Below are 25,220 nucleotides of genomic sequence, written 5' to 3' on the forward strand. Positions count from 1 at the left end.
ACTCCCGCCCACCACCCCCGCAACGAGAGTGACGGACTGTCGGCCCGATCGAGTGCCGGCCCCACCGCAGTGACGGGTTCCGCTGCGCTCCACCCTGACCACTCCCTCACCTCTGAAGCCGGCCGCTCACGTTCACGAATACCTCGCCAGCATACCCTATGAACCGTGCATACGGGGCGATACTCGGTCAAGTACCAGTCTAAAGGGGGGAAGCTGTCGCGTGGGTGATGCATCACGGGTGCCGGGTGTGTAGAGTCTGGAGTCAGACACCACCACCCCGGCCCGCTAGTCACCGCGCCGGAATCTCATTCCTATTACGCGTCGCATTCCGCGAAAAGGAGAACACGGGAATGGCCGTGAAACTGCGTGAACACCAGATTGAGGCCGTAGCCGCCATCGTGCGCGGCCTCGATATCCCGCCGGGCGGCATTCCCTGGAATGGTCTGCGCGGGCAGGTGCACGCCGCGTGCGGGACGGGAAAGACCATCATCGCGGCGGCCTCCGCAAAGCGGATTGTGCCCAAGGACCGCATTCTCGTGGTGGTGCCGACCCTCGATCTCCTGGCGCAGACCGTGAAGGCGTGGAGCAGCGCCGGGCACAAGGGGCCGGCCGTCATGGTGTGCTCGCCCCTGGATGACCCGGAGCTGTTCCACCTCGGGGTGCGGTCCACCACGAACCCCGTGCAGCTGGCCCTGTGGCACAGCGCCGGGCCGGTGACCATCTACGCCACGTACGCCTCGCTGGGCGTGCTGGTGGAGGCGTTCGAGGGCGCCTACGGGCAGAAGCTCGCGCCGGTGGACCTGGCGGTGGTCGATGAGGCGCACAGGACGTCGGGCTCGATGGGGAAGGCGTGGGCGGACATCCACGACCAGACGAAGATCCCGGCGCACCGCCGGCTGTACCTGACGGCGACGCCGCGGATCTGGGAGGAGCGGCTGAACCGCGAGGTCGCCGAGGGGGTGCGTGACCCGCTGCCGCGCGAGATGGCGGCCTCTATGGATGACGAGAAGGTCTTCGGGCCGGTCCTCTACAAGCTCTCGTTAGCGTCGGCGGTGTCGCGGAAGCTGCTGGCGCGGTATCAGATCATCGTCCTGGAGCTCCAGGACCCGGTCGTGACGCCCGAGCGGCTGATGGGCGAGGAGCGGCACACCGAGGAGGTCCGCGGGCAGCGCCTCGGGGCGCTCCAGGCCGCGCTGCTGCACACGATGGAGCAGCACAACCTCCAGACCTGCATCACCTTCCACCACCGGACCATAGAGGCCGCGGCGTATGCGGAGGGCCTGGAGCGCGTGGCCAAGCGGCTGCACGCCGACCGGCCCGAGAAGTACCCCTCCGAGATCTGGGCCGACTGGCTGTGCGGCGAGCACGGCCCCGAGCGCCGGCGCGACGTCCTGGGCAAGTTCGGCTCCACCGCCCGGCGGGCCGTGCTCTCCAACTGCCGCGTCCTGGGCGAAGGCGTGGACATCCGGGCCGTGGACTCCGTGGCGCTCCTGGACCCCAAGGGCGCCCCGCACGACATCGTGCAGGCGATCGGGCGCGCGCTGCGCCAGAAGCCCGGAGAGGGCAAGCTCGCCTCTTTGATCGTGCCGGTATTCCTCCAGCCTGACGAAAGCCCGGAGGACATGTTCACCTCGGGTTCGTACCGGCCCTTGGTGAAGGTGTTGGAAGGCCTGCGAGCTCACGACGAAGAGGCCGTGGAATTGCTGGCGATCCCGCAAGAGCCTCAGAAAGACGTCGCACAGCCCTCCGAATACATCGGTGCCGCACCCGATGAAAACGAGGAAGAAACCAGACTGCTGCTCCGTTTCGCGGCTCCGCGTGATCCAGTGATGGTCGCGAACTGGGTGTCCTTCAACGTGATCGACACGGAACGGCAGGACTGGGCGAGGGGCTGGGCGAAGCTCAAGGAGTACGTCGAGCGTGAGGGCCACGCCCGGGTGCCGTACGAGCACAAGGAGGGCGCGTTCCCGCTCGGGCAGTGGATTGCGGAGCAGCGACGAGCGTATGGGGCCGGGCAGATGAACGGCCGGCGCGCGGCGCGGCTGGAGAAGCTGGGCATGGCGTGGTCGGCGGCCGACGCGCGGTTCCAGGAGAACCTGGCGGCGGCCCGCGTGTACTACCAGGAGCACTGGACGCTGTGCGCTCCCCGGTCGGCGGCCGTGCTGGACAAGCCCGTGGGGCAGTGGGTGAGCAACCTGCGCCGTCCCGGCGCGCTGGCCGAACACCCGGAGTGGGAAGCGGCGTTGAAGGCGATCGACGAGGACTGGAACCCCTCGTGGCCCACCGAGTGGCAGCGGCACTACGCCGCGCTGCGCGAGCTGGTGCGCGACGAGGCAGGCACGGCGGAGGTCCTGCCCGGCGTCACCGTGCACGGCATGGACGTCGGCAAGTGGCTGGCCCGGCAGCGGAAGCCCGAGGTGTGGGCGACCCTGGCCGATGGGCAGCGCGAGCGCCTGGAGGCCATCGGCGTCACCCCGCTCGCCCCGGCGCCGGCGGAGACGGGCGTGTCCGCGGAGCCGTCCACGACGCCCGTGAGCGCCTTCGAGAGGGGCGTTGCGGCCCTGGCGCAGTACAAGGCCCGCACGGGCTCTGTGACGGTCCCCAGGGCCCACGTAGAGGCTCTGCCGGGCGGGGTGGAGGTGAAGCTCGGGGTTTTCCTGTCCAACAGCAAGAGCCGCCGGACCAAGCTGACGGGCGACAGGCTCGCCATGCTCGCCGGCCTCGGGCTGGAGTGGGCGGCCGCAGAAGGGGCGGCGTGATGAGCGCGAGCGACCAGGAGGCCGCGGAGCAGCGGGTGCAGGGCGCCGTGCGACAGCATGCCCGCACCAGGGCCTTCGCGCAGGCGGAGGACGTCATCTCGACTGTGCTGTCCGATCCGGGGGTGCGGGAGGCGCGGGAGCGGGTGGAGGCGGCGGAGACGGAGCTCGGGCTAGAGCTGTGCGCCCGTCTCCAGCCGTTCCAGGACCGCTATGACCAGGCCGTGGTGGAAGGCGACGCAAACGGGCTCGCCGGGCTCTGCGGGGGCAAGCACGGCCGCTGGGGGCGGATCTGTGTGCTGCCCGGCGGACACGAGACCTCGGTGGAGGAACCGCACTGGGGCCGCCCCAGCGAGGGCCAGCCGATCGCGTGGGTGGGCAGCGCGCCTGACGACTGGTGAGCGGCGGCGGCCAGCGGTGCCGCTCCCAGGTCCTACACGCGCTGGGTGCGATGCCCGGGGGTTCTGACTGCGGCATCGCACTGGAGTGCGTGTAAGCCCTGGGAACTCCAGACCGCTCCCCCGGTGATCCACGAGACGCACTACGAAGGCGGGACCTGCACCTGCGACCTCATCGAGCGGTACGGACCGAACTCCGAACGCGACGACTACTGATCGTCCCCAGCTCTCACGCGACCCCGGGCCCGCTCAGGGCCCGGGGTCGCGCACGTCACGACGCCGGTGGGCCGCTACCGGCGGCCCGGGGCGATGGCCTTGACCTCAGCCAGGACGGTGCCGGTCGCCGGGACGTACAGGCCCCAGTCGACGTCACCGGCCGTGAGCCAGTCTTCCGGACTACCGGGCGTCGGTGGTCTCCGGCACCGCCCGGCGAGCGGGCGGCCACGAGTCGAACGATGCAGAGCCTCGGTTCAGCGCTGGCCTCTGCTCGAGGACGGAGAGGAACCGAGGCGCCAGGTAGAAGGTGCCTGGCTGCGGAACGTCTCCCCCGACAGCACGGCTTGCCGGTTGCGCTCGAACTCGCCAGCAGCCCCAGGGGCCGAGCGGGTCTCGGGAGGGAAGACGCAGTCGCTGTGGGCCCACCCGGCGAAGACCTTCGTCACCAGCGTCTTCGCCAGGTACCGCGTCTCGCACATGGGGCAGGTTCCCGCGAAGCGGGCGGGCGTACCGAGCCCATCCTGCCGTGGGGGCTGCTGCGGAGGTTTCTGCGGGGCCTGTCGCGGTTCCCGAGTCTCCCGGGGCTTCCGGCCCTCCTGCGGCTGCCTCGGCTCCCTCGGCTTGCGGGCCTCCCGGGGCTTGCGACCCTGCCGCGGCTGCCGGCCGACAGGAGTGGGCGGTGTCGCCGAGCGCTGCCCCGCCGTCGTGGCCTGTTCCAGACACGACGCGTGGCAGGGCTTGCCCGACTTGCTCAACTTCCGAGGAACGCTGCCGATCGGCAGTCGGCAGATGACACATGAGTCGCTGCGGCTCCCTGGTGAACCACCGCGTTCTGACCGAGGGTTAGGGGTCTTCACACGGCGGATCGTAGAGGCGAAACCGGCGCGGCCGGCGCGGAACCGGGAAGAGATCACCCGGCCCGGCAGAGCCGTGGTGGCCGTGGGCGGTGCCTGCGCGCCGCGGTCCTGGAACACTCGGGGCATGCCGCTCATCCGTGACATCGCCCCAGCCGACTACCCGGTGGTGGAGGAGCTGCTGTACTTGACCGATCTGGGAATCGGCGGGTTCTACGACCCCGGGGACCTGGACGTCGTCGTGGCCGAGCTCCAGGGACGTCTCGTCGGGGTCGCCGAGTTCGGGCTCCACCGCGACTTCGGGCACGACGAAGGCCGCGAGGCGCACCCCGGCGAGCAGACGTTCATCTACACGATGGCCGTCGCCCCTACCGATCGTCGCGGCGGGGTCGGTCGGGCGCTTCTCGCCGAGATCGCCCGCCGGGCCCAGGAAGCCGGCGACACGTTCCTGGCCCTGGTACCGCAGGACGGCGCCGAGGGGGCTGGCCGGCAGGCGTTCTTCCGGGCGTGCGGGCTCACGCTCTATGGCCCCGCCAGACCGGGCGCGGCCTGGGGCTGCCCGGTCTCGGAGATCCTCGCGGTGAAGGACACGGCCGACGCCGCAGGTGAGTAGCCCGCCCGCACCGTGCGGTGGCCGGCGCCCACACCTGGATCTCCGAGAGCAGTCCCCCGCACGGGTCCGAGCCGCGGTACGAGGACGGCTGGTTCGCCGGGATCCGCGACGTCACCAGCTACCTGCTGCGCATCGCCGACACCACCGCCACCGCCGGGCGCGGGCGCGCGGCCTCCAGCGCCATGCTGCTCGTCCACCTCCAGCAGCCGCGCTCCCCCGCCCCGGAGAAGACGATGGCGGACGAACCAGCCCCGGCCTCGGTACCGCCGCTGGAGGCGACGGACGTCCTGGCGGCGGCCGAACGCTTCCCGTGGGCCGTGGCCGCACCGGGGACGCGCCACTGCCCGGACGGGCCCGACTTCCTGGACGTCGCGCTGAGCGCGGTGGGAAACGAGGAACGCGCGGGGTACATCGAGCGCCTGGAGGCGTTCGTGGAGGAGCACCGCGACCGCCTGGAGCAGCTGCTGCGCGCGTACGGGCCGGGGAGCAGGCCCGCCTCGCACGGCCGGTACGCGCTGGTCGGTCAGCCCGAGACCCTGGTCATCCTGGAGCGGATGGAGACCAACCCGTTCCTGCTGCGCGGCCGGTGGGAGGAGGAGCTGGAGCCCGTCTTCCTGGACGACCTCGAGTTCGCGTGGGGGCCGCGTATCCGCCTCAGCTGGTAAGCAGCCGGGAACGAGCAGTGGGGCCGGGCAGGGTGATCCTGTCCGGCCCCACTGTCGTCGGTTCAGCCGAAGTCGAGCGTGTCCTGGGCGAAGTCGGCCGGGGTGGGCGGGGGCGCCGGCGGTCCGGCCGGGCGGGCAGCCTTCCAGCGTTCGGCCAGCTCGTCCTTCCAGCCCTTCGGCGGGGGCCACGGAACGCCCCAGGCGGCGAGCTGGTCTCGCTTCCAGCCGCCGGCGGGCGTGCGGGCGGCTTCGACCTCTTCGAGCGAGGGCAGGTCGAGCATGGTCGCGGCCGCCCGTGAGGAACAGGGCCGACGCCGGGTTGGCGAGGCTCCTGCCAAGCTGCTCGCTGTCGGCCGCGGTGGCCCGAAGCTCTGCGGCGGTCGTGGACACCTCGTCCTGCGGGGCGCGGCCCGGCTCCACCGACCTTGTCGTTGGCGGCCAGCAGTTCCAAGACGTCCGCAGTCTGCTCAATCAAGACCTGGACCAGTTAGCCCGCTGGTCAGGCTCTGGCGACCGGCGCGACTTTGGTACGCCGATTCACGCCGACTTCTCCCCACTCACCTCAACACGCTGTCAGGATGTCGTTCAGGGCCGAGGGTGTGTACCGATCCAGAGGAGCGTGATGGTCGGATCCACAGGAGTACGTCGGGCCACTCGCTGGCAGGATTCGGTGCGGCTGCTGTTGCTGATCGACGCCGCCGCAAAGCCGGCGGCCGAAGGCGAGTCGGTGCCGCCGGCGACCGTCGGGGTGGTCCACACCCAGGTGCGGCTGCAGAAGCTCGACTTCTGGGTCCGCAATCCGGACTACCTGGCCTACGAGCTGATGAACGAGTACGTGGCCGCTCCGGACGTTCCTCGGCTGCTGGAGCTTGCTGCGGAGATTCTGGGGTCGGAGGAACCGGATCTGCGGCGCTTCCCGATGCTGCGTTACAAGTACGGCGCCTTCGAGGAGCTTGATGACGCTCTGGCCCCGCTGGTGGAACGGGGGCTGCTACGCAAGACACAAGTCCTCGGGCGTGAGCGCGTGGTGGAGCACGTCTACTTCCTACTGGAGCGGGGCCGGCAGGTGGCACAGTCGATGGTCACCGATGCGCCCGCGCTGGCCTGGTACGTCGAGCGCACCCGCCTGGTCGTGGACCTGGTCGACGGTCTCGGCGGCACGCAGCTAAAGGACCGGCAGTACCTGCTGCGGGACTACGCCGACACCCCCTGGGGCCAGCACATCGGCCCCATCACCGAGCAGGCCCGCGAGCGGCTGCGCGAACTTCAAGCGGCACCAGGCCCGGGAGCCACGGGCGACACTGACCAGGAGGCTTCATGACCGCGCCCGGCCCGGCCCGCTCCGACGCGAAGGACCTGACCGTCGCCCCGGGCGCCGGCGACATCCTGAAGGAGGTCGCGGAGAAGCTGGGGCTAACGCCGGTGCAGGTCGAGCGGACTCTGGCCGAGGCGAACATCACCCTGAAGAGTCCGACTGCCGCCGACCGGCGGCTGCACATCATCCGGCTGCGTGCCAGCGGCACGAAGCACTCGGGCGACGACTTCACCGTGGAGCAGCCCTTCACTCCCGGGGTGTGGGCGATCGTCCACCCGGACAACAGCGCCGGGAAGACCAGCCTGCTGGAGTTCCTCGTCTTCCCGTTGCGCGGCGGGCCGCGCGATCTGCCGCCCGATGTCCGATCGTGGCTGCGGCATCTGAGCGTGGACATCGCTGTGGCTGGCCGGGCGATCCGCATTGTCTTGGACGTCGATGACCAGCCGCACCCGCAGTTGCGGGGCCGGATCCTCGCCGGGGAGTCTGTCGACCAGCTGCTTGCCGCGGACGACGGAGCGCTTCGTCTGCTGGCGACAGCGTCCGGTAACCAGGAGGTGAGCCGGTGTATCGGTGAGTTCTTCCTGGACGCGCTGCGTATGGAGCACACCAACCTGTGGCGGGTGACCGGCGGCGCCGACGGCGAGGGGGCCCCGCAGGTCCACGGGTGGGCGTCGTACTTCGGCGCCTGTTACCTCAATCCCGGTGGGGACGAGATCCTGCTCGGCGATGTCGCTGGTGGCCTGCCCGGACGGCTCATGGAGCTGTTCGTCGACATCCCGTACAGCACGGCCCTCACCCAGCTGTCCGTCGCCGGGAAGCGGGAGAAGAAGGCGATCACCCAGGGGCAGCGCCGGGCGGAAGGGGACGCGGAAGCCCGCCGGACCGAGCGCGAGGCGTGGCAGACCGAACTCGCCGACGTGACTGGGCAGATCAAAGTGTGGCGCCGGGCGGCTGCCCAAGACATCTCCCCGCTCCTGCGGGCCGCCGACCAGGCTGCGACGGAGCTGCGCGGCGTGCGGGTGCTGTTGGAGGAGGCCGAGCAGGCGCTCACGGAGGTGTCCGCCGCCCGGATGCGCGCGGAGCAGGGGCTACTGGATGCCCGGGAGACGTGGCAGGCCCGGCGGGTCCTGGGACGGCTGGACCCGATGTGCTGTCCGCGCTGTGAGGAGCCGCTGGGCAGTGGGCGGCGCAGCGAGGAGCGTGAGCAGGCGAACTGTGCGGTGTGCACGCGGCCGCTGCCCGAGGTCGACCCGGAGACCGCTGAAGCGCTGCTGGCGGAGTTGGAGCAGACCCTGGAGCGAGCCCAGGATGCCGAGAGGGAGGCAACCGACCGGCGGCTGAGGGCGGCGGAGGCGGTGCAGAGTGCTCTGGCCGACCATCGCGAGGCGGCGGCCGGCCTGGAGCAGGGACTTGCCACCTCGCAGGCCCACGACCGGCTGCGTGACCTGGAGATCCGGGCGGCCGAGCTCCACGGACGGCTCGAGGCGACCGGATCGACGCCTCCGGCTCCGCCGGTCCCTGTGTCCGCCCAGGTCCTGGCCGCCACCGAGGAAGCTGTCCGCGCGGCCGTCGAGGCTGCGGCGAAGCAGCTGTTCCCGGCGATGAACGAGGCGATCGTCGAGCTCGCCACACGGTTCGGCGTCCAAAACCTCGACAGCGTCAAACTCGACCGCGCCGGCAAGGTCAACGCCGTCAAGGCCGGGGTGAAGACCCCGTTCAAGAAGCTCAGCCGCGGCGACCGGCTCCGCATGCGGATCGCGACCGTCATCGCGCTTCTGCGTGTGAGTGCTGACCGTGGCGTGGCCACGCACCCCGGCCTCCTTCTGATCGACTCGGTAGCCGCCGAAGAGGTCACCGAGGTGCCAGCCCGCACCCTGATCGCCGAGCTGCAGGCCATCGCCGCAGAACGTCCCGAGCTGCAGGTCGTTCTCACCACGGCGCAGCCCGAGCTCGTCGACGCCCTGCCGAAGGACCACCTCATCACCAGCGACGGTGAACACCTGTTCTAAGCTGCTCGTTCGCGAACCAGTCGGCGACAAGGAGAGGACCGTGGCCCCAAGCGTGGACCAGACGCTCCAGGCCTGGGCCAGCAACGCGACCGACAACGAGCTGGACGCCGGGCCCTCGATCGCGGACCTCGGCGGTGCCGAGGCGGTGATCGCGGAGGCCGACCAGCTCGCTGCCGGTCCACTCCTGCCCTATCTGCTCACGGCACTCGGCCGCGACCTCGACGCCGTGGACGGTGACCAGGCCCGGCGGTTGCTTGACGCCGCGGCCCGGGGGCTGCGGAACCCCCAGGCCGCCTGGGTCCTGGCCGACGCGATCGACGTGGTGTGCGCCCATCCGGCGCTCGCCACCCGCCTCGGCACCCGCACCGTCCGGGATCTTGCCGCACACGTGGAGGCCGCGCTCGCCGGCGACGCCGATGCCGCTCTCGCCCAGCCGGCCGTCGCCGGGCTACTGCGCCTGGCCGTCGCGCAGACGGCCACCCCGCACCGCCTCATGGCGTTACTCGCCGAGATCACCGGGGACGAGCCGTCCGAGGCCCTGGAGCGCCTGCCGATCCTGGTCGGCGTCGCCCACGACCACTTCGGCGACGACGCCCTGCTCGATGTCCTGAGCGCACTGGAGAACCAGACCGATCTGCCAGCGGGCACCCGGGCCGACGCCACCTTCGAACTGGCCGTCGCGGACATGCGCAGCGCGCTGGAGGCATCCGACCGCTCGGCCGTCGAAGACTATCTGCGCCGGGCCCTGATGCGGTTCAAGGACCTCGACCGCACCCACGAGGCCCGACTCGACGCCCGCGCCCACGCCGCCGCCGTCGATGCGGTCCTCGCTTTCGGTGAAATCGGCAAGCAGCCCACGACAGCCGCACCCGCCGAGCAGCGCCTGGCCCAGGCCGCCGCCCAACTGGACACCACGGCCACGCTGCTGACCGAGTGGACCCGCGGTATGCACCGGCTGGACTGGCTCAGCGCCCGCGGACTTGCGCAGAGCGCCTGGTCCCGGCTCGTCACCTCTCTCCAGACCGCCCGCACCCACCTGGGCCAACCCAGCTGGTACGACCCGGCCGGCACCCTCGGCGACCTGCTGGACATCTACGTCGCCAGCCGCAGCATCCACACCACCCGGGCCGACGGATCCGGCGGCCTGACGGCGCTGGTGAGCCCACCGGTGGAGGCCGCGTTCGTACGCAACGACGGCCTGCTGCACCACCTCGAACAGGCCCTCACCACCGACCCGCAGTTCACCGGCTCCCCCGACGCACGGGCGCTGTACGAGGTCGTCCAGGCCCAGCGGCGGGCAGCCCCGTCGACCGGGCAGGTGATGCCGGGAAAAGCCTTGGAGGGCCGCCCCACGCTCGCCGGGCTCTTCCAGGCTGACACCTCGGGCCTGCGTGACGACCTCGACCCGCTGCTCCTAGATCGGATCGAGCAGCTCCTACAGCAGCAGTCCAAGGGCTACACCCCCAGCGGCAACGCCCGCCTCGACGCCCACCTGGAATCTCTGCTCGGGGAGCTGGCCACCAGCCCCGCCTGGACGCAGCGTGACAGCTCCTACTTCACCACCCTGCTAGAGCAGTTCCTGCGCTTCCTCTACGACCGGTTCGACGCCCAGGCCGACTACTACGGCGCCCGCACCGCCTACCTCGGCCCCTGCCCCGACAAGAAGCCCGACGGCACACCCGACCACTGGCACGAGAAGCACGTCCAGGACGACCTCCACCAGCATCTCGCCGGCACACTCACCCCCGGCACCGTGCAGCGCGAACTCATCGACGTCGCCAGCGGGCGCACCGACGTCACCTACACCCCCGAACCCGGCAGCCGCTTCGTCGCCGAGGTCAAACGCCGCGACACCAAATGGACCCGCGAACGCATCAAGAAGAGCTACCTCGCGCAGGCCGCCAACTACACCGCCACCGGCCCTCCCTTCGGCGTGCTCCTGGTCGGGGACGACAGCGGCCACACCAGCGGCTACCGGAGCATCGAGGACAGCGTCTGGATCATCCACCACGCGCGCAGCGCCACCGAGGTACCCCGGCTCATCGTGGTCGGCATCCTGCCGATCGGGCGCCCGACCCCCTCCGCACTACGTATGCCCCGCGTCACCACCTAACCCTTCCTCGGGCCGGTCACCCTGTTGACGCCTCGGGGGGCCGGGACGGGTCAGGTCTAGGCAGGTTGAAGTCGTGGAGCACGGTGGCGATGTCTGGGAGGACTGGCCAGCGCGGTGCCGCGCTCCGCTCGAACCTGCCCTGCATGGCCTTCTTGTCCTTCGAGGTGAACCCGCCGGCGCCGGCGGCAGTGGCACCAGCTGGCCGTCGGAGCCGGTAAGGACGTCTCGGCCCAGGTAGAGCCCGAGCGTCCCCGCTTCCAGAGCGGGCGCTGGGAGAGCCCAGGGTCCCCTTGTGCTTGCCCACCGCCCTGTGCCGGCGGCTTGCCCTGCTCAGCCGCGTAGGCGGGAGAACCAGCCGGTGGCCTTCTGCTCAGGCACGGCCTGCTCCTGCTCCTGGTCTCGCTCCTCCTGCCGGTGACCCACACCCCAGGCCAGGTCCAAGTCGGCCTCGAACCGCCGGTCGCACTCCCCGCACAGAGACGGACGCTTCACCGCGGAAGGGCTCCAGCCGACGCGCGCGGTCACCTTCCACCGTTCGTCGGTGAACGCGGCACCGCAGTCGGTGCAAACGGGGCGCTGGGGGGCGGGCCAGAAGTCGTCCGGCCCTGCCTCACCGCGTACAGGCTCCTGGCGCTCCTGCGGGTCAGCCGCTGAGCTGACGACGGCCCTCTGCTTGCAGGCGCCGCACAGTTGCGGGTGGGAATCCTTCGTGGCTCCCCAGTCCGTCCGCTGTACCGCCTGCCAGCGGGCGTCGGTGAACTTCGCTCCGCAGCCGGTGCAGACGGGACGGCGGGCCTCGCGTTCGGCGGCCTTCTTCGCGTCGTGTTCCTGCGCCGCGCGCCGTACCTGTGCCTGGTACTCCGCCGCGCGGGCCTTGGCCTCCTCTGCCTCGCGGGCGTCGGCGGCCTCGCGGCGCGGATTGCCGATCGCCTCCAGCAGGGTCTGCGGGCCGCTGCGTCCGAAGCGGGCGAACACCGGGCCGGCCGGGCCATGCTGGCGCAGCTGGTTCAGCCCGACCGTGATGATCGGGATCTTCCGGTCGTAGAGGTGGTGGCCGCCTGGCTGCAGCTCCCCCCGGTGTCCTTCGCGGTGCGGCGGTGGAGTGGAGCCGGGGCATCGCCGGTGCGCACCGACCACCCGCATCAGGTCGGTGCGGGTAGTCGGGTGCCGGGGACTCGTTCTAGGCGGCTGAGCGCTGGTGGTGGGACGGGAGGGCCTGTGCGAGCCACTTGGGGTCAGCACCTGCCGCAACCAGTCGCTCGTACTCATGCTCGGTATCACGACCAGCACGAGCCCGCCGGAAGTGGATCCCGATCTCGCCCCGCCGGCCGCCTGCCGTGTCGAAGGTGTACCAGCAGGTGCGCTCTGCTCCCTTGTCGCAGTCGCACGGCTTGCACACGCAGTGCTCGCGAGTGGCTCGAAGCGGCATTCCCCACACTGGGTGGGTCAGATGTGCCACGAGCGCCTCGTGGTTCATCGGGACGTCGTGTTCATAGCGCAGCTCGAACCTCCAGCCCAGTCCGTGCGGCCAGTACTTGATGGAGTACGGCTTGGTCACCGTGTGGAAGAGGGCGATGCGGCGCAGCAGGCCGCTGGCGACCCACGCATGGTCTGCTTGCTCCTTCCACCAGGTGGGATCTGCTGCCAGGTAGGCGGACTCGAAGGGAGTCAACGCGGGTGTGCCCCACAGGGGGACGAGGTTGTCGTCGTAGCAGGAGGCCCGGTGTTCGGTGACGATGGTTCGCCACTGCTTGGGGTACGGCCCGGTGAGGGTGACGCGAGCGTCGGTGCCTGCCAATCCGAGGTGGAGGCCGACTGCGTCGACCCCAAGAAGCCTGACCCCGGCAATGCCTCCTGGCTCCCCTCCTTCGTTCTCGTCAGGCCCGGTGTACTGGGTCGGCAGGAGCGCCTGAAGGCAGTGCTGTGGCAGTGAGTGCTCCGGACCGAGCTTCGGATCCACCTCCACGACCAGGTGGTCGGCGCTGGGATGAACGCGCGCGATGCCGGCGGGGTGGGCGCAGTAGTCGATCGTCCCGCCCAACCGCTCGAACACGGCGGTCTCCAGGCGGGCCTGGTCATGGCTGGCGGCCGGTACTGGGTCTTGCCCTTGGAAGGCTTGGAGATGCTGGAGGCCGGGCTGGTGCCCGATGCCAGTGCATCGGGCGCGGTAGCGGGCCTTCTGCGTGAGGAGGTCTCCGTGACTCATCGGCGTTCCTGACTGTGGTCCGTCCGGCCCCGGTACGCACAGGTAGGTGCGAACAGGTTGCGTGCTGCGGGGTGGGGTCGGGTCGGGGCCTGGCTCCTTCGCATCCGCCGTAGGACATCGGGCGTCTGGCCGGAAGCGCCCTGCGGATGCTGGCCCACCGATGGGGCCGCTCATCAGTGTGCCGCCGAAACGGCGCGCCGCCACAGCTGGCTTGCCGCTGCGGCGGCTCGTTCATTCATCCGGGTGACGGTGCCGAGCACCTGTGTGCGTTCGTGGGTGGGTCAGCGGCCAGGGCCGGCCTGTGGCCTATGGCGTGGGTCCGGCTGCTGGAGGTCGTCCGTACGTCGGTCGTCCTGGCGCATCGGGTGCACTGCGCCGGCATCGTCCTGTCCGGCGTAGCGGTGCATGGTGGCGCGGGCTCCGTCGGCTGCCGCGGTGAAGGCAGCACCGAGGTGGCGCAACCGGTCGGCCGTGAGGTCGAGGGCCTTCGCGTCCGTACGGGACTCGCGCAGGGCCCGCAGCGCGGTCATGTCGATCGCTTCCCGGGGCCCGGTCTGCTGCTCTTAGTCGTCGTGCTCGGGGTCGGCCGGCTCGGGCGCGAGTAGGTGCTCGGGCATCGCCGCCTGCTGGTGGGCGGCGACGTCGTACGCCCGGCCCCGCACGGTGGTGGTGCGCAGGTTCTCCCGCACCGCCGGGCCGGCGAGGACGGCGCGCTCGTACTGCAACGGGATGCGGGGGATCTCCCACTCCCTCGTGTCCTGGCCTGGGGGGGGCGGAGTACGGCCGGCTCGCCGGGGTCGGCCGGGGGCTGCCGGTCCGGATCGGACGCGGGGGTGGGTGGGTGGTGGTGGGCGGGGAGGTCGGATAGGGGCCACCGGGCGGTGTAGAGGCGGTAGCCGGCCTCCAGGCCGCGCATGGTCTTGGGCTCGGTGATGTCTAGGCAGTGGGTGGCGATGGCGGCGGCCACCACTTGGTCGTCCAGGCCGCGGTCGCGGCGGCGGCCTCGCAGGACTAGGGCGAGGTGGCGGCGGGCTTCGGCGAGCAGGTGCCGGCGGTGGAAGCGCCCGCCGTCGTTCATCACGAACACGGTCGCGGCGACGTCGACGGCCGCCAGCGCTATGTCGACCACGGCGGCGACCCGGGCCCGGATCGCTGCGGCTGCGGCGCGGGCGTGCTCGAGGAGGGAGGTGATGACGTCGGCGGCGACGCCGGAGGTGAGGATCGCGCTCGCCTTCCACCGCTCGCGCAGCTGCGCGAGCGGCCGGGCCGACTGTTTGGGCGGGCGGGTCTTGCGGGCGGCGATGGCGTTCAGCTTGGCGCGGGCCTGCTCGGAGACCACTGGCAGGAACCGCGGCTCGCCGTCGTCGTCGACGGCGGTGACGTATTCGTGCTCCAGCTCGGCCAGGCAGGCGGCGATCTGGTCGCTGCGCCGGGAGGTCCAGCGGATCAGCTCGTGCGGCACCCCGGCGATCTCCATCACGGGGCGGCGTCCCGGGGTGACGGTGCGCGGCTCGGTCGCCAGCCCCAGCACCTCGCAGACCTCGGAGGTGACCAGCTCGTTGTAGAGCGCGGACGCCGCGACCGTGTTCTCGTGCAGGGCCGTGGTGTGGATCGAGCCCCACTTCCCGTCCAGGCGCTGCCCCTTCACCGACACCATCAGATGGTCATGCAGCAAGGGCCGCCCGGAGCGCGCCTGGTAGTGGCGGAAGCGGGCGGCGACCAGACCGCCGGGCGGCCGCACCCGGTAGATGCCGTCCTTGCCGTACCGGATCACCGCGACCTCGTCCTCGATCCACTCCAGCACCCGCTCGTGCGCGGCCTCGATCACCCGCCGCGTCTCCTCATCCCCGAACGCCCACAGGAGGTAGATCGTCGGCTGCGGCCGGAACACAAAGTCGACCCCGGTCACCGTCACCTGGCGTCCGAGGGCGCCGGCCCGATACGCCTTCTTCGGGGAGTCGCCCGCGGCCAGCCGGTCGGCCTCGATCCGGTCCGCGTACGGGTGGCGGCCGCGCTCACCGAACAGGTTCCGAAGCTGCGCCTCGGTGACCTCCTCACCCGGCGCAAGTCCGAGCACGGCAAGGCCACGGCCCATCCAGCGCCCGGCCGGGACACCGGCCTGCTCCTGGGCGGCGCGCAGCGGCGTGCGGGCCGGGCGGCGGCCGTCGCCAACGACGGTCTCGCGCAGGTAGTAGCGATACATCTGACCGGCCCGGATGACCCTGATGTCGACTGTCATGCAGACCACGCCACACGGCCCTGACCTGCAAGAAAAGGCCGATCAGTGGCACGTCCCGCCAGGCGGGAGCAGCGGCCGAACTTTCTTCTCAGGTGCCCGCCGGGCGGGAAGCGGCGCCAGGCCGGACGCGAATGTCATCGCTCTCCGGCAGCACGCACACCACGACCCGAACGACACCAACAAGCACCACTGAGCATCACCACGCGCCAAGAGACGAGCACCGCCAAGGAAGCACCGCCTACAGCAGCCCCCGGCACCCGCCGGGGGCTGCTTCGCGCTGCCCGCAGGAGACCACCGTGCCCACCTTCGAGACCTGCCCCCGCTTCACCGCCGACCTCCAGCACCTCACCCCCGCCCAACGCCGACGCTTCCGCCACGTCGTCCTGGACGCCTTCGTCCCCGACCTGCGCACCGGCCGCCAGTTCCGCCCCGGGTTACGAATCAAGGGCGTGCGCTGCGCTCCCGGCATCTACGAGCTCACCTGGGCGGGCAACGGCCGCGCGACCTGGGCGTACGGAACCGAGCGGATAGGCGGCGAACCGCACATCATCTGGCGCCGCATAGGCACCCATCACATCCTCATCGCCCCCTAACGCCGTACTACGGCAGGGAAGGAGGTCAGCCGATGGCGGGGCCGGCGCCCGCACCAAAGGGCGGGACGTCCGCGACAGTGATGTCCAGCCGGAGCCGGGCGAAACGCACCGGGTGCCGCCACGACCCGCGCTCGAGCCCCAGGAGGCCGTGAACCGCACGCCTTCCCACGGGTGGTGGTCGGGCTGGGCCGGCATCAGCCGCTCGGCCAGGTCGCGCGCCACCTCCGGGCGCAGCGGCGTACTACGGGCGACCGGGCGCAGTGCCCCGGCCGCGTCGAGGCGGCCCAGCACGAGCGTCCGCGGCCGGCGCACGGTGCCGGTGACCGCGCCGATCACGGCCTCGGTCGTCTCCCGGCGGCGCACCTTGTACAGCGCGCGGGCTCCCGGCCGATAGCGCTGGTCACTTCCGCGGATCACCAGGCCTTCGACGCCGGGCACCTGCGTCCAGGACGCCAGCCACTCCTGCGCCACCGCCACATCCGTGGTCTCGGGGCACAGCGTCCACGGGGCTCTCAGCTCGCGGTCGACAAACAGGTGCTCCAGCGTGGCGCGCCGCTCGCCGTACGGGACGTGCAGGAGTTCTTGGCCGTCGAGCTGGAGGAGGTCGAAGGCGATGAAGTGCGCCGGCGCCTCCACGGCGAGGCGGGCGGCGGTGCGGCCGCTGGAGGCGGCGCGCCGCTGGAGCGCCTCGAACGACATCTGTCCCTGGGCCCAGACGATGAGCTCGCCGTCGAGGACCAGGCCGTCGGGAAGGTGCGCGGCCGCGGTCACGAGGTCCGGGAAGCGGCTGTGCAGGAGGCTGCCGCGGCGGGACTGCAGCAGCAGCGGGCCGGGGCTTGGCGACCATGGAGTGAAGACCAGTGCCCGGTATCCGTCCCACTTGGGCTGAAAGCGCTGTTCGCCGGGCAGCGCGCCCGGCGCGGGCACCGTCTCGCGGGCCTGCGCCAGCATCGGGGTCACTGGCGGTCGAAGCACCATGTCTCTGGTCTACGGGCTGCCCGAGCCTCCCGCGACCTGGCGCGTCACCAGGCTGCGGGTCTGCGGACCGTTGCCGTGCGCCGGCAGTCTCCGAACTCACGGCCCCGTCACCGGGCCCGTTCGCCAAGCGGGGGCGGTGTGAGCCGGGTCGGGTGTGTGTGCGCGCAGTCCCTCGGCTGGGTGGTCTCAGGCCACCGGCCTACCGGCGCCCGACGCGCGTGGCTCTACTGGTCCAGTCTCGTCAGCTCAGGGAAGGGCAGGGCAGGGCATGGGTATGCGGATCAGGGCCGCGATCATCGCGGCCGTCGCTGTGGCGGCCACCAGCAGCCTCAGCGCACCGGTGGCAGGCGCGGCGGCGCCGGGGGAGACGGTTGAGACCACAGTGTGGCAAGCGATCGCCGACCTGCCGCGCGCGGCCGAGGACCGTAACGGCTACACGCGCGCGGCGTTCCGGCACTGGGTCGACGCCGACCGCGATGGGTGCAACACGCGCGCCGAAGTCCTGATCGAGGAGGCCACCACACCACCTCGCGTCGAGGGCCGGTGCACCCTCACCGGCGGCACCTGGCACTCGTACTACGACAAGAAAGACCACGACCAAGCCGGCGCGCTGGACATCGATCACATGGTCCCGCTGGCCGAGGCCTGGGACAGCGGAGCCTCTCAGTGGACACCCAAGCAACGGCAGGACTACGCGAATGACCTGGGCGATGCGCGTGCCTTGGTCGCGGTGACAGCAGCCGAGAACCGAGCCAAGGGCGACAAGGACCCCTCACAGTGGGAGCCCTCCGACGATGAAGCGGACTGCCGCTACCTCGCCGAATGGGTCGCGGTAAAGACTCGCTGGGGCCTGAGCGCCGACACCGCAGAGATCGACGCCCTCGAGGGTCTGGCCTCCGAGTGCGTCGACGAACCACTGACCGTCGAACGCGCCCGCTAAGCGCTCCTCCTCCCCGGCGCTTACCGCGCCGGCCTTCGATTCTCTTCAGGAGTCGCGCGTGTGCAGGTTGGTGGTGCGTGTGTGGTGCGGCAGTGAGTGAGGCTGCTCGTGCTCGGGAGGCGCAGTTTGTGCTTTTTCTGCTTTGCCCGAGGCGTGAGGGTCGGTTTGGGGGTCGCGTACGTCGGCGCCGACTTCGTCGGTGAGTTTGTGGCGGAGTTCCGGGGCTGGTGGCGCCGGCCACAGGTGCAGAAGGTGTTGTTCCAGGACTTCGTCTCCCTCTTCTGCCCAGATGTCTCCTGCTTCCGCTGCGGCGTCACGGCCTCGGGCATGGACGCGCACTCGCCACCATCGGGGCTCGTTGCCGGTGGGTAGGGAGATCTCTTCGGTGGAGTCGGCGCTCACGTCACCGATGTTGAGTGCGTTGGAAGGGGCGTGCAGGCTGATATCGACAATCTCGTCCCAGTCGTCCACGTGGAGCGCTGGTTCCTCTTTCGTCACCTCGATGGTGAGGTCGACGTTGCCCCAGGATGTACCGGTCATGATGCTGGCGTAGGTACTGGCAGGGGTGACCGAGACCAGGCCGTTGCCGCCTGCGAGGTCGTCCGCGGTCAGTTCGAGGGGCTCGGCGTTCGCTGCGTACAGGACGTACTGCGAGTGCGACATGCTGATCCGCATATCCCTCGTGTCCTTCTGGTCGGCCATCGTTTCGTTTCCTTGGGCGAGGCACCGCGGTCCCTGCTCCCGGTGACTGGGGGCAAGGACCGCGGCGTGATTCGGGCGGTGGGCGGGTTAGACGGAGACCCAGAAGGCCTCGCGCTCCATGACGCGCTGCTTGAGGTTGAACGCGGTGAGCATGCCTCCCTGTTGGTTCTGCTCACCCCTGGGCACGGCTGCAACCCCACGGCTCGCCTTGGGGAGCTTCGTGCCGCCCTCGTGCGTGCGAGCGAAGGGGTACTCGTCGCAGGACTTCCCCTTGCCGGGCTTCATCTTGCCGCACACCGCCCGCCGATTGGCCTCTGCCTTCTTCTTGTCCGTCAGCCGGTGCAGGGGGTGCCCCGATCCGTACCGGCCGTAGTGCCCTCCCCTGTTTTGCACGGACCGGATGTGCTTGGCGATGGTGGGCAGGTCCTTCATCGCGGTGAGCGTCGGCGTGTACTTGGGGAAGACGCACCCTGGCCGCTGCTGGCTGGAGAAAGTGTCGTCGCACCGGTAGTTCAGCGAGTCGTAGGAGACGTTTCCGGGGGTGTATCCGGCCTTGGTGAAGGTGTACTCGTACTTCGAGGCGGTGCCGTGCGACTTGCCCTTGCGGATCGCGTCCGCGTAGTCGACCGACCCTGAGAAGGCGGCTCCGAGCGTCCTCTTCGGAATCTTGGGTGTGGCCTTGCACGGGTTGCCGCAGGATACGCGAGGCGTCATCAGCACGCCGCGCGCGTTGCCCACGATCTTCGCTTTACTGACCTTCACCGACTCCGACCACTTCGGCGAGGTCTGCTTCAAGTTCATCTTGTGCGTGATGCCAAAGGAAACGCTTCCCACTTCCTTCCCGTTCTTCAACACGTGCACCGTGATGTCCATCTGCTGGCACAGGTAGTACCGGTTGTAGACGTTGCACTTCGCCTTGGCGCCGCTCGCGTCCTTTACCGTCGCGGAGTCCGCCCGCATGGTGACAGGAGCCTGGCTCACCCGCAGATCCAGATGCTGCGGCGCGCTTTCCGGTTGTGCCGCGCCCATGGTGGTCGCGCCCACCGCGAGCGTTAGAGCGATCGCTGCGGCAGGGCGTATGGCAGAGCGCCATCTCATGTGGATTTCCCCCTGCTGTCGCGTTCACTCGTCAGCGCCGTGTGCGCTGGCGGTAGCGACAGCGGCGTAACACTAGGAGCGGGCACAGATACTTTGAGTGATCAATCCGTCGAATGTCTGGAACTTTGCCGTGAATGTCCAATTCCGCCGACGTGGCCTCTACCGCCGCAACTGCCGCCTCAGAAGGCTCTCCGTCCTCGGGCTTCGGCGGCGCGGCGGCCTGGAGTCAGTCGCTTCCTCGCGGGCGACGTCGGGAGCGTGGCAGGTGCCGTGGTGTTCGCCATGGTGGGCAGCGTGCGTGAATATCGCAGCACTCGGCCCCACCGAGCCATAGCTCAGCGGGGCCGAGTGGGACTGCTGGTTCAGTGGTTCGCGGCCTCGTCGATGTGGTGGTGAACGTGGAGTTCGGCTGGGGTGGTTTCGTGCGAGCGCGCGGGAAGCGGTTCGTTGAGGCTGTCGGGCCGTTCTGCGGCTTCGGCTAGCAGGGTGCGAACCCTGCCTGCGAAGTCAGGTCCGGGCAGAGGCAGTTCGCTGTCCGGCTGGCGGATGTAGCCGACGGCCACCGCGAGGGGCATGTAGCTCATCAATTCGGTGACCACGGCGGTTCGCGGCCTGGCGACGTGCCGGGCCAGGCGGCGAAGGAGGCGTAGGAGCGTGGACGTGGAGGTGTGGTCACCGTGCTGAAGGTGGGTCGCGGCTGGGGCGCCGTCTGGGGGGGCAATGTCGCTGTCGAAGGTGTCGATCTGGGTGTGCCACCAGCGCGCGACGTGGATCTCTCCAAGGGCTAGGTGGTGCAGGTAGAGGCAGTACGCGGCGGCGGGTTGACCAGCTCCGGCGGCGTATTGCCACCAGAAACGGGCACCGTCGTCGGTGTCGGCCATCTGGAGCACGCAGGCAAGAACGAGCGCGCTTTGTGGGTCGGGGACTTGGTCGGTGACGAAGGTAGCCACCGTGGTGCTAGGCGTGTGACGGACCAGGGTCTCGCACAGCGCTCGTAGGTCTTCGGCTGCGGTTGTGCGTGGGGTCGCGCCTGTGGCAGCGGGCACGGGGTGGTCGTCAGGAACAGGGTCGTTGGAGACGGTGTCGCTTGGTAGGGCTCGATCGGGTACGAGCAACGCCCTGGACAGGACGTCTTCAAGCGTGGTCATGGGTGGGCTCCTCCGGGTGGGGCGGCAGCTCGATGGTGTCGTCCAGGAAGCGGATGGCGTGACGTTCGTCGGACCGTACGGTGGCCAGTGAGACGCCGAGGAGGTTGGAGGTCGTCTCCGGGGAGAAGCCGCACAGGCGTCGGAGGACCATCACATCGAGCTGGGCGTCGGGCAGCCGGCTGATCGCCGCGAACAGTTCCAAGCTCTCCGCTAGTTGCGCGGCTTGGGCCTCAAGGGTGGTCTGTTCGCGCAGGGCGACGGTGTCGAAGGCGGCTTCGCCTAGTACAGGTCGCTGGTCACGGTAGGTGGCCTGGGCCTTCACGGTGGCGCGAAGAATGTTCCAGGCGTAGCGGCGGATGTCGGGGCTGGCGAGGGCTTCGTTGAAGCTGAGCCAGAGGATGTCGAAGGTGGAGCGGACTGCCGCAACGCGTGCTTGGTGGGTGAGGAAGGCTCCGGCGTAGGCGCGGTAGCCGGCCTCGACGGTCAGGCACAGGGCGGCGTGTTCGATGGGTTGGCCGGAGCGGGCGATCGTGACGGCGGTGGTGCCGTCGGTGGAGCGCTCGACCCAGTCGCGGCTCTTGCCGGCGTCCAGTGCGGCCTGTTTCCACAGCCGGTACAGCGGCCAGCCGGGGAGGTCGAGTTCGTCACCGAGGCGGTAGATGACTTCCCACCGGGGGTAGTGGCCGACACCGCGCAGCAACTCGGAGAGTTTCGACTTGGCCAGTGGTACTCGCCGGCTCAGGTCGCCCAGGGTGTGGCCGCTGGCGAGGTAGCGCTCGCGGGTGGGCTCCAGCCAGGCACGGTGTGAGCTACCGACCGTGGTCGAGATGGGGCCTAGCTTGCGGCCGGGGCGGATGGGGGTTGGTTCCGGGGTCGCTGGTTCTGGGGAGGGGTAGGTGGTCACGGGGCTCCGTCCTCCTTGTCGGGCACCGGCGTGACGCGGTGTCCGGAGGCCGGTGTGGTTCGCGAGCGGTACCCGCGCAGGACCTGCGTCACGGTCAGGCCCAGGATGGGAGCCAGCCCGGCGATGAGGGCGGCGTGGCCCATCGCCGCCATCGCCATGCTCCAGCCGAACACCGTCACCATCACGAGCGACAGCGCCCCTGCTGCCGCTATCTGCTTTTTGGTCATTACCGTTCCTGGTATCGCGTCGGTCAGGCGAAGCCATCCGGAAGGAGCCACGCCAAAGAGAGTCCGCCAACAAGCGGGTGCCGAGCCGCTGTTGGGGATCATCAGCATGAACCGACGCACCATGATCACGCTAGGTGATCATGGAATCACGGAACATTAGGAGTCAGGGACGATCAACCACACAGCCGGAGATGACCATTCCGACGCACGTAGAGCACACCACGGGCGCACGGCGAATGAAGTTCCCAGATTTCCCTTGCAATCCCAACCGACACCCCGTCATATGGAGACCGACACCCTGGTGTCGGTCCTTCCATCCGGAAGAAGAGCGTGCCCCCGTGCCGAAGAAAAAGGGGACACGCTACGCGCCCCCGCCCGGCCTAAGTTGGAGGCCGGGCGGGGACGACGCGTCCCTTACAGGGCGCCACGACCGTAACCCAGACCACTGACACTCCCGAGCTCACTCGCGCGAGCGGCCTTCCTGACCGCGAACGAACCGAAGCAGCACATCGATGCCACGCCGGACTCGGGCCTCGACGCGCAGCACATCCACGGGCATGACCTCTTGGTCTTGACCACCACCACCGCCGCGGACGAGGGCACCACCCGCGCGGCGACGAAGACCCTCCAACCGCGCCGAACAACCCGCAGGGGCACCTCGCAGCGGTGGCGGCGAGGTTCACGCACATACCCACCGCCCCGGTACAGGCTCTCCATGACAGCCACCCCCGCATTCGTTGCCCGGCGTTAGCCGCACTGCCGTGGGTGTGCGTGAGGTTCCCCCGACTGAGTGGCCTCCGGCCGCTCACCCGGTGCTAGCTGCAGGAGATTCCGCGCGGTAGCAGAACGATTGGCGGTCAACCTAGTAATGTTCGGCCACATGAGCATCCCCAACCCGCGAGGGGAGCGAGAGAAGCTAATTACAGCCCTCACTCCCCAGCTACGTAGGCATCTGAAAATCCGCGCCTTTGAGCATGGAATGGACATCCAGGACGCGACCGAGCACGCGATCAACGCCTGGTATTCGGCGGAGGGCTTGTCCGAGGTCAAGACCGATGGGGCGAAGACCTGGGGCACGTTCCTCTCGGCCGGTGGGCCGGACAAGTTCAAGGCGGCCTGCTCTGAGCGCGGTGTCACCTACGTCCAAGGGCTGGCGCAAGCCCTCACCCTGTGGCTCGACAACCACCCCTCCCCTACAGCTCCGTTGGTCGCCCAGCCAGTGGTGCGGGTGATAGTTGCGAACCAGAAGGGCGGCGTCGGCAAGACCTTCCTGTCTTCCGGCATCGCGCAGGCCCTCGCGGAGGCTGGCCATCGTGTTCTGCTGGTCGACTACGACCCTCAGGGGCATCTGACGGCGGAGCTGGGCTTCGAGGACCTCATGTACGAGGACGATGTCGAAACCCTCATGATGCACATGGACGGCAGCGCCAGGGGCGACATCCGTGACTTGTTGGTGGCTTTGGACGGTGGGCGGTTCGGGGAACGGCTTCACCTGCTACCGGCCTCTGACGACGCGTTCCTGCGTGATGTGGCTCTGTCCAAGGTGAGTTTCAGCGAGGCCGCCCTGGAGCGGGCCCTGGAGCCGCTGGAGGCGGACTACGACGTCATCATCATCGACGGGCCGCCCAGCCTCGGGTTGAACATGGACACCGCCTTGTACTACGTGCGGCGTCGCGACGGAGAACTCGCCGACCGCTCCGGTGTCATCACGCCCGTCTGGGCGAACAAGGCGTCGCACCGAGCGTTCCGGCTCCTGAAGTCCCAGATGGACGACCTCTGCCGAAAGGGGCGTATCCAGGTCGACTACCTGGGTCTGATCATCAACGCCTACGACAGTCGTCGCGGCAAGCTCGTGAAGGAGAACAAGGACCAGTGGGAGAAGAGCAGTTCTCCCTCGGTCCTCGCCGTGATCGGTGACCTCAAAGAGGGGCGTGAGGCAGCAGATGGTGAGATCCCGCTGCTGGAGTACGCACCCGATAGTGAGCACGCGCAGGTGATGCGCGATCTGGCAAAGGAGCTGGCTGTATGACGCCCCCAGCGCAGCGGGTCACTCGTGGTTTCAGCATCGATGAGGACCTGGACTCGAAGCCTGCGCCCCGTCGCATCCGGACTCGGCAGCAGATCATGAACGGGGAGGGCAAGCGCCCGCCGGCGGCTGTGCCGCTGTCCGTGCTGGCGCACAACCCCCTCAACCCCCGCGATGAGCTGACCGAGATCGAAGAGACCGCAGCTTCTCTGAAGGAGAAGGGACAGCTTCAGCCCGTCGCGGTCGTCCGGCGAGCGGCCTTCTTGACCGCCCATCCTGGCCGGGAAGAGCAGATCGGGACGGCTGAGTACGTCGTCGTCGATGGCAACAGGCGCCTGGCGGCCGCGTCCGTTGCAGGGTTGGCAGAACTGCGGATCGACGTCAATGACGACCTTGCCACCAGTGCGGAAGACATGCTCGAGAGCGCACTGATCGCCAACGTCCATCGGGTCGACGTCCCACCGCTGGACCAGGCGAAGGCCATCCAGGAACTGCTCAGCAAGCACGGCAGCCAGGAGAAGGTGGCAAAGAGGCTCGGAAAGTCTGGAGCCTGGGTGTCGCAGCGCCTGGCGCTGCTCGGGCTGACCGAGGACCTGCAGGAGAAGGTGGAGTCCGGCGAGCTGACGGTCAAGGACGGGCGCCGCATCGGCCGGCTCCCTGCTAGCCGGCAACAGACCGAGGCCACCGCAGCCCTTAACCGGGTTAAGACGCCCCGGAAACCCCGGTCTAAGGAGACGAGCGCCCCGAGCACGGAGTCGCCAGCTACTTCGACCCCATCGCAGACAGCTGTTGAGGACGCCGCTGAGGGGACGGGTGCCGAAGGTCTTAACCCGGTTAAGAGGGAACAGGCGAACGGCAGCGCACCTCACCTCCCGTGGAACGACCCGAAGTGGTTCAACGACCAACTTCGCGCGCACATGTCGGCCGAGCGTCGCGAGGAACTCGTGCTACTCCTCATGGCCGACAGTTGACCCCCCAGGTCTTAACCCGGTTAAGGGTCAGGAACGCAAGAAGGCCCGGCTCCCCCACAGGGGAGCCGGGCGTTCGGCTATCAGGTGTCAGGCCGCCCAGGTAGCGGGCTCACCCGCACTCAGGAGCGTGGTCGTCATGCTCTCGCTGCGGTGCCGGTGGCCTTGAGGACGCGCGGCGGCCGGGTCACGGAGTCGGTCGCGGACATCCTCGATCCGGTCGGCAGCGGGTGGGATGGGGGAGCCGCCCGG

General features: G+C 69.6%; 21 protein-coding genes. 10 read left to right on the top strand and 11 right to left on the bottom strand.

Going from position 1 to position 25,220, the window contains the following annotated elements:
* The first annotated feature begins 350 nt into the window (after window positions 1–350).
* The 4 genes from ACFVFR_RS27470 to ACFVFR_RS27485 all read left to right on the top strand — a co-directional run bounded on the left by ACFVFR_RS27470 (window position 351) and on the right by ACFVFR_RS27485 (window position 5,502).
* Entirely contained in the window at window positions 351–2,759 is a 2,409-nt protein-coding gene (locus ACFVFR_RS27470) for a Helicase associated domain protein (protein ID WP_383706446.1), read from the top strand.
* Window positions 2,759–3,157, top strand: a complete 399-nt coding sequence (locus tag ACFVFR_RS27475) for a hypothetical protein (RefSeq protein ID WP_383706448.1) — start codon at window positions 2,759–2,761, stop codon at window positions 3,155–3,157. Before ACFVFR_RS27470 ends, ACFVFR_RS27475 begins: the two co-directional genes overlap by 1 nt.
* A 1,194-nt stretch (window positions 3,158–4,351) precedes the next feature.
* Window positions 4,352–4,837, top strand: coding sequence for a GNAT family N-acetyltransferase (locus ACFVFR_RS27480; protein WP_383706450.1), 486 nt, complete (start codon window positions 4,352–4,354; stop codon window positions 4,835–4,837).
* A gap of 17 nt (window positions 4,838–4,854) precedes the next feature.
* Entirely contained in the window at window positions 4,855–5,502 is a 648-nt protein-coding gene (locus ACFVFR_RS27485; protein ID WP_383706452.1) for a hypothetical protein, read from the top strand.
* 62 nt (window positions 5,503–5,564) lie between these two features.
* Here ACFVFR_RS27485 and ACFVFR_RS27490 read toward each other — a convergent pair whose 3' ends face one another.
* Window positions 5,565–5,783: a hypothetical protein gene (locus tag ACFVFR_RS27490; RefSeq protein WP_383706454.1), complete on the bottom strand. Its 219-nt coding sequence runs from the start codon at window positions 5,781–5,783 to the stop codon at window positions 5,565–5,567.
* A gap of 341 nt (window positions 5,784–6,124) precedes the next feature.
* Here ACFVFR_RS27490 and ACFVFR_RS27495 point away from each other — a divergent pair, with 341 nt between their 5' ends.
* The 3 genes from ACFVFR_RS27495 to ACFVFR_RS27505 are packed head-to-tail and all read left to right on the top strand — an operon-like array spanning window position 6,125 to window position 10,939.
* On the top strand, window positions 6,125–6,823 hold the full coding sequence (locus ACFVFR_RS27495; protein ID WP_383706456.1) for a hypothetical protein: 699 nt from the start codon (window positions 6,125–6,127) through the stop codon (window positions 6,821–6,823).
* Window positions 6,820–8,826 carry a hypothetical protein gene (locus ACFVFR_RS27500; RefSeq protein ID WP_383706458.1) on the top strand — a complete coding sequence of 669 codons (2,007 nt, stop codon included), beginning with the start codon at window positions 6,820–6,822 and terminating at the stop codon, window positions 8,824–8,826. The genes ACFVFR_RS27495 and ACFVFR_RS27500 overlap by 4 nt, the downstream gene beginning before the upstream one ends.
* 40 nt (window positions 8,827–8,866) lie before the next feature.
* Window positions 8,867–10,939: a hypothetical protein gene (locus ACFVFR_RS27505; protein WP_383706460.1), complete on the top strand. Its 2,073-nt coding sequence runs from the start codon at window positions 8,867–8,869 to the stop codon at window positions 10,937–10,939.
* A 330-nt stretch (window positions 10,940–11,269) separates the two neighbouring features.
* Here ACFVFR_RS27505 and ACFVFR_RS27510 read toward each other — a convergent pair whose 3' ends face one another.
* The 5 genes from ACFVFR_RS27510 to ACFVFR_RS27530 form a co-directional block, all read right to left on the bottom strand.
* Window positions 11,270–12,082, bottom strand: coding sequence for a hypothetical protein (locus ACFVFR_RS27510; protein WP_383706462.1), 813 nt, complete (start codon window positions 12,080–12,082; stop codon window positions 11,270–11,272).
* 37 nt (window positions 12,083–12,119) lie between these two features.
* Window positions 12,120–13,145, bottom strand: a complete 1,026-nt coding sequence (locus tag ACFVFR_RS27515) for a hypothetical protein (RefSeq protein ID WP_383706464.1) — start codon at window positions 13,143–13,145, stop codon at window positions 12,120–12,122.
* Window positions 13,146–13,426: 281 nt separating this feature from the next.
* Window positions 13,427–13,675 carry a hypothetical protein gene (locus ACFVFR_RS27520; RefSeq protein ID WP_383706466.1) on the bottom strand — a complete coding sequence of 83 codons (249 nt, stop codon included), beginning with the start codon at window positions 13,673–13,675 and terminating at the stop codon, window positions 13,427–13,429.
* Window positions 13,672–15,384, bottom strand: a complete 1,713-nt coding sequence (gene mobF, locus ACFVFR_RS27525; RefSeq protein ID WP_383706468.1) for a MobF family relaxase — start codon at window positions 15,382–15,384, stop codon at window positions 13,672–13,674. Before mobF ends, ACFVFR_RS27520 begins: the two co-directional genes overlap by 4 nt.
* 434 nt (window positions 15,385–15,818) lie before the next feature.
* Window positions 15,819–16,928 (bottom strand): ATP-dependent DNA ligase, encoded by a 1,110-nt coding sequence (locus tag ACFVFR_RS27530; RefSeq protein ID WP_383706470.1) that lies wholly within the window; start codon window positions 16,926–16,928, stop codon window positions 15,819–15,821.
* Window positions 16,929–17,223: 295 nt separating this feature from the next.
* On the opposite strand from ACFVFR_RS27530, the gene ACFVFR_RS27535 reads away from it, so the two are divergent.
* The gene (locus ACFVFR_RS27535; protein ID WP_383706472.1) at window positions 17,224–17,895 is read left to right on the top strand and encodes an HNH endonuclease family protein; all 672 of its coding nucleotides are present in this window, start codon (window positions 17,224–17,226) and stop codon (window positions 17,893–17,895) included.
* A 45-nt stretch (window positions 17,896–17,940) separates the two neighbouring features.
* On the opposite strand, the gene ACFVFR_RS27540 is transcribed toward ACFVFR_RS27535, so the two are convergent.
* The 5 genes from ACFVFR_RS27540 to ACFVFR_RS27560 all read right to left on the bottom strand — a co-directional run bounded on the left by ACFVFR_RS27540 (window position 17,941) and on the right by ACFVFR_RS27560 (window position 21,974).
* Complete coding sequence (locus ACFVFR_RS27540) at window positions 17,941–18,597, bottom strand: hypothetical protein (protein ID WP_383706474.1); 657 nt, start codon at window positions 18,595–18,597, stop codon at window positions 17,941–17,943.
* Window positions 18,598–18,684: 87 nt separating this feature from the next.
* On the bottom strand, window positions 18,685–19,398 hold the full coding sequence (locus tag ACFVFR_RS27545) for a NucA/NucB deoxyribonuclease domain-containing protein (protein WP_383706476.1): 714 nt from the start codon (window positions 19,396–19,398) through the stop codon (window positions 18,685–18,687).
* Window positions 19,399–20,057: 659 nt separating this feature from the next.
* Complete coding sequence (locus tag ACFVFR_RS27550; RefSeq protein WP_383706478.1) at window positions 20,058–20,843, bottom strand: hypothetical protein; 786 nt, start codon at window positions 20,841–20,843, stop codon at window positions 20,058–20,060.
* On the bottom strand, window positions 20,830–21,747 hold the full coding sequence (locus ACFVFR_RS27555) for a sigma-70 family RNA polymerase sigma factor (protein WP_383706480.1): 918 nt from the start codon (window positions 21,745–21,747) through the stop codon (window positions 20,830–20,832). The genes ACFVFR_RS27550 and ACFVFR_RS27555 overlap by 14 nt, the downstream gene beginning before the upstream one ends.
* Window positions 21,744–21,974, bottom strand: coding sequence for a hypothetical protein (locus ACFVFR_RS27560; RefSeq protein WP_383706482.1), 231 nt, complete (start codon window positions 21,972–21,974; stop codon window positions 21,744–21,746). Before ACFVFR_RS27560 ends, ACFVFR_RS27555 begins: the two co-directional genes overlap by 4 nt.
* 979 nt (window positions 21,975–22,953) lie before the next feature.
* Here ACFVFR_RS27560 and ACFVFR_RS27565 point away from each other — a divergent pair.
* Both ACFVFR_RS27565 and ACFVFR_RS27570 read left to right on the top strand, forming a co-directional pair.
* The gene (locus tag ACFVFR_RS27565) at window positions 22,954–24,003 is read left to right on the top strand and encodes a ParA family protein (protein ID WP_383706484.1); all 1,050 of its coding nucleotides are present in this window, start codon (window positions 22,954–22,956) and stop codon (window positions 24,001–24,003) included.
* On the top strand, window positions 24,000–24,971 hold the full coding sequence (locus ACFVFR_RS27570; protein WP_383706486.1) for a ParB/RepB/Spo0J family partition protein: 972 nt from the start codon (window positions 24,000–24,002) through the stop codon (window positions 24,969–24,971). Before ACFVFR_RS27565 ends, ACFVFR_RS27570 begins: the two co-directional genes overlap by 4 nt.
* Window positions 24,972–25,220 lie beyond the last annotated feature (249 nt).

This window comes from Streptomyces sp. NPDC057702, from assembly GCF_042799315.1.
Taxonomy (GTDB): Bacteria; Actinomycetota; Actinomycetes; order Streptomycetales; family Streptomycetaceae; genus Streptomyces.

Bases quoted from the DNA above. Each gene is read 5' to 3' on its own strand.
- ACFVFR_RS27550 (WP_383706478.1), bottom strand. From the start codon at position 20,843: ATGACCACGCTTGAAGACGTCCTGTCCAGGGCGTTGCTCGTACCCGAT.
- ACFVFR_RS27540 (WP_383706474.1), bottom strand. From the start codon at position 18,597: ATGGCCGACCAGAAGGACACGAGGGATATGCGGATCAGCATGTCGCAC.
- ACFVFR_RS27520 (WP_383706466.1), bottom strand. From the start codon at position 13,675: ATGACCGCGCTGCGGGCCCTGCGCGAGTCCCGTACGGACGCGAAGGCC.
- ACFVFR_RS27475 (WP_383706448.1), top strand. From the start codon at position 2,759: ATGAGCGCGAGCGACCAGGAGGCCGCGGAGCAGCGGGTGCAGGGCGCC.
- mobF (WP_383706468.1), bottom strand. From the start codon at position 15,384: ATGACAGTCGACATCAGGGTCATCCGGGCCGGTCAGATGTATCGCTAC.
- ACFVFR_RS27565 (WP_383706484.1), top strand. From the start codon at position 22,954: ATGGACATCCAGGACGCGACCGAGCACGCGATCAACGCCTGGTATTCG.
- ACFVFR_RS27510 (WP_383706462.1), bottom strand. From the start codon at position 12,082: ATGCGGGTGGTCGGTGCGCACCGGCGATGCCCCGGCTCCACTCCACCG.
- ACFVFR_RS27530 (WP_383706470.1), bottom strand. From the start codon at position 16,928: ATGCTGGCGCAGGCCCGCGAGACGGTGCCCGCGCCGGGCGCGCTGCCC.
- ACFVFR_RS27545 (WP_383706476.1), bottom strand. From the start codon at position 19,398: ATGAACTTGAAGCAGACCTCGCCGAAGTGGTCGGAGTCGGTGAAGGTC.
- ACFVFR_RS27500 (WP_383706458.1), top strand. From the start codon at position 6,820: ATGACCGCGCCCGGCCCGGCCCGCTCCGACGCGAAGGACCTGACCGTC.
- ACFVFR_RS27495 (WP_383706456.1), top strand. From the start codon at position 6,125: ATGGTCGGATCCACAGGAGTACGTCGGGCCACTCGCTGGCAGGATTCG.
- ACFVFR_RS27470 (WP_383706446.1), top strand. From the start codon at position 351: ATGGCCGTGAAACTGCGTGAACACCAGATTGAGGCCGTAGCCGCCATC.
- ACFVFR_RS27480 (WP_383706450.1), top strand. From the start codon at position 4,352: ATGCCGCTCATCCGTGACATCGCCCCAGCCGACTACCCGGTGGTGGAG.
- ACFVFR_RS27515 (WP_383706464.1), bottom strand. From the start codon at position 13,145: ATGAGTCACGGAGACCTCCTCACGCAGAAGGCCCGCTACCGCGCCCGA.
- ACFVFR_RS27490 (WP_383706454.1), bottom strand. From the start codon at position 5,783: ATGCTCGACCTGCCCTCGCTCGAAGAGGTCGAAGCCGCCCGCACGCCC.
- ACFVFR_RS27535 (WP_383706472.1), top strand. From the start codon at position 17,224: ATGGGTATGCGGATCAGGGCCGCGATCATCGCGGCCGTCGCTGTGGCG.
- ACFVFR_RS27560 (WP_383706482.1), bottom strand. From the start codon at position 21,974: ATGACCAAAAAGCAGATAGCGGCAGCAGGGGCGCTGTCGCTCGTGATG.
- ACFVFR_RS27570 (WP_383706486.1), top strand. From the start codon at position 24,000: ATGACGCCCCCAGCGCAGCGGGTCACTCGTGGTTTCAGCATCGATGAG.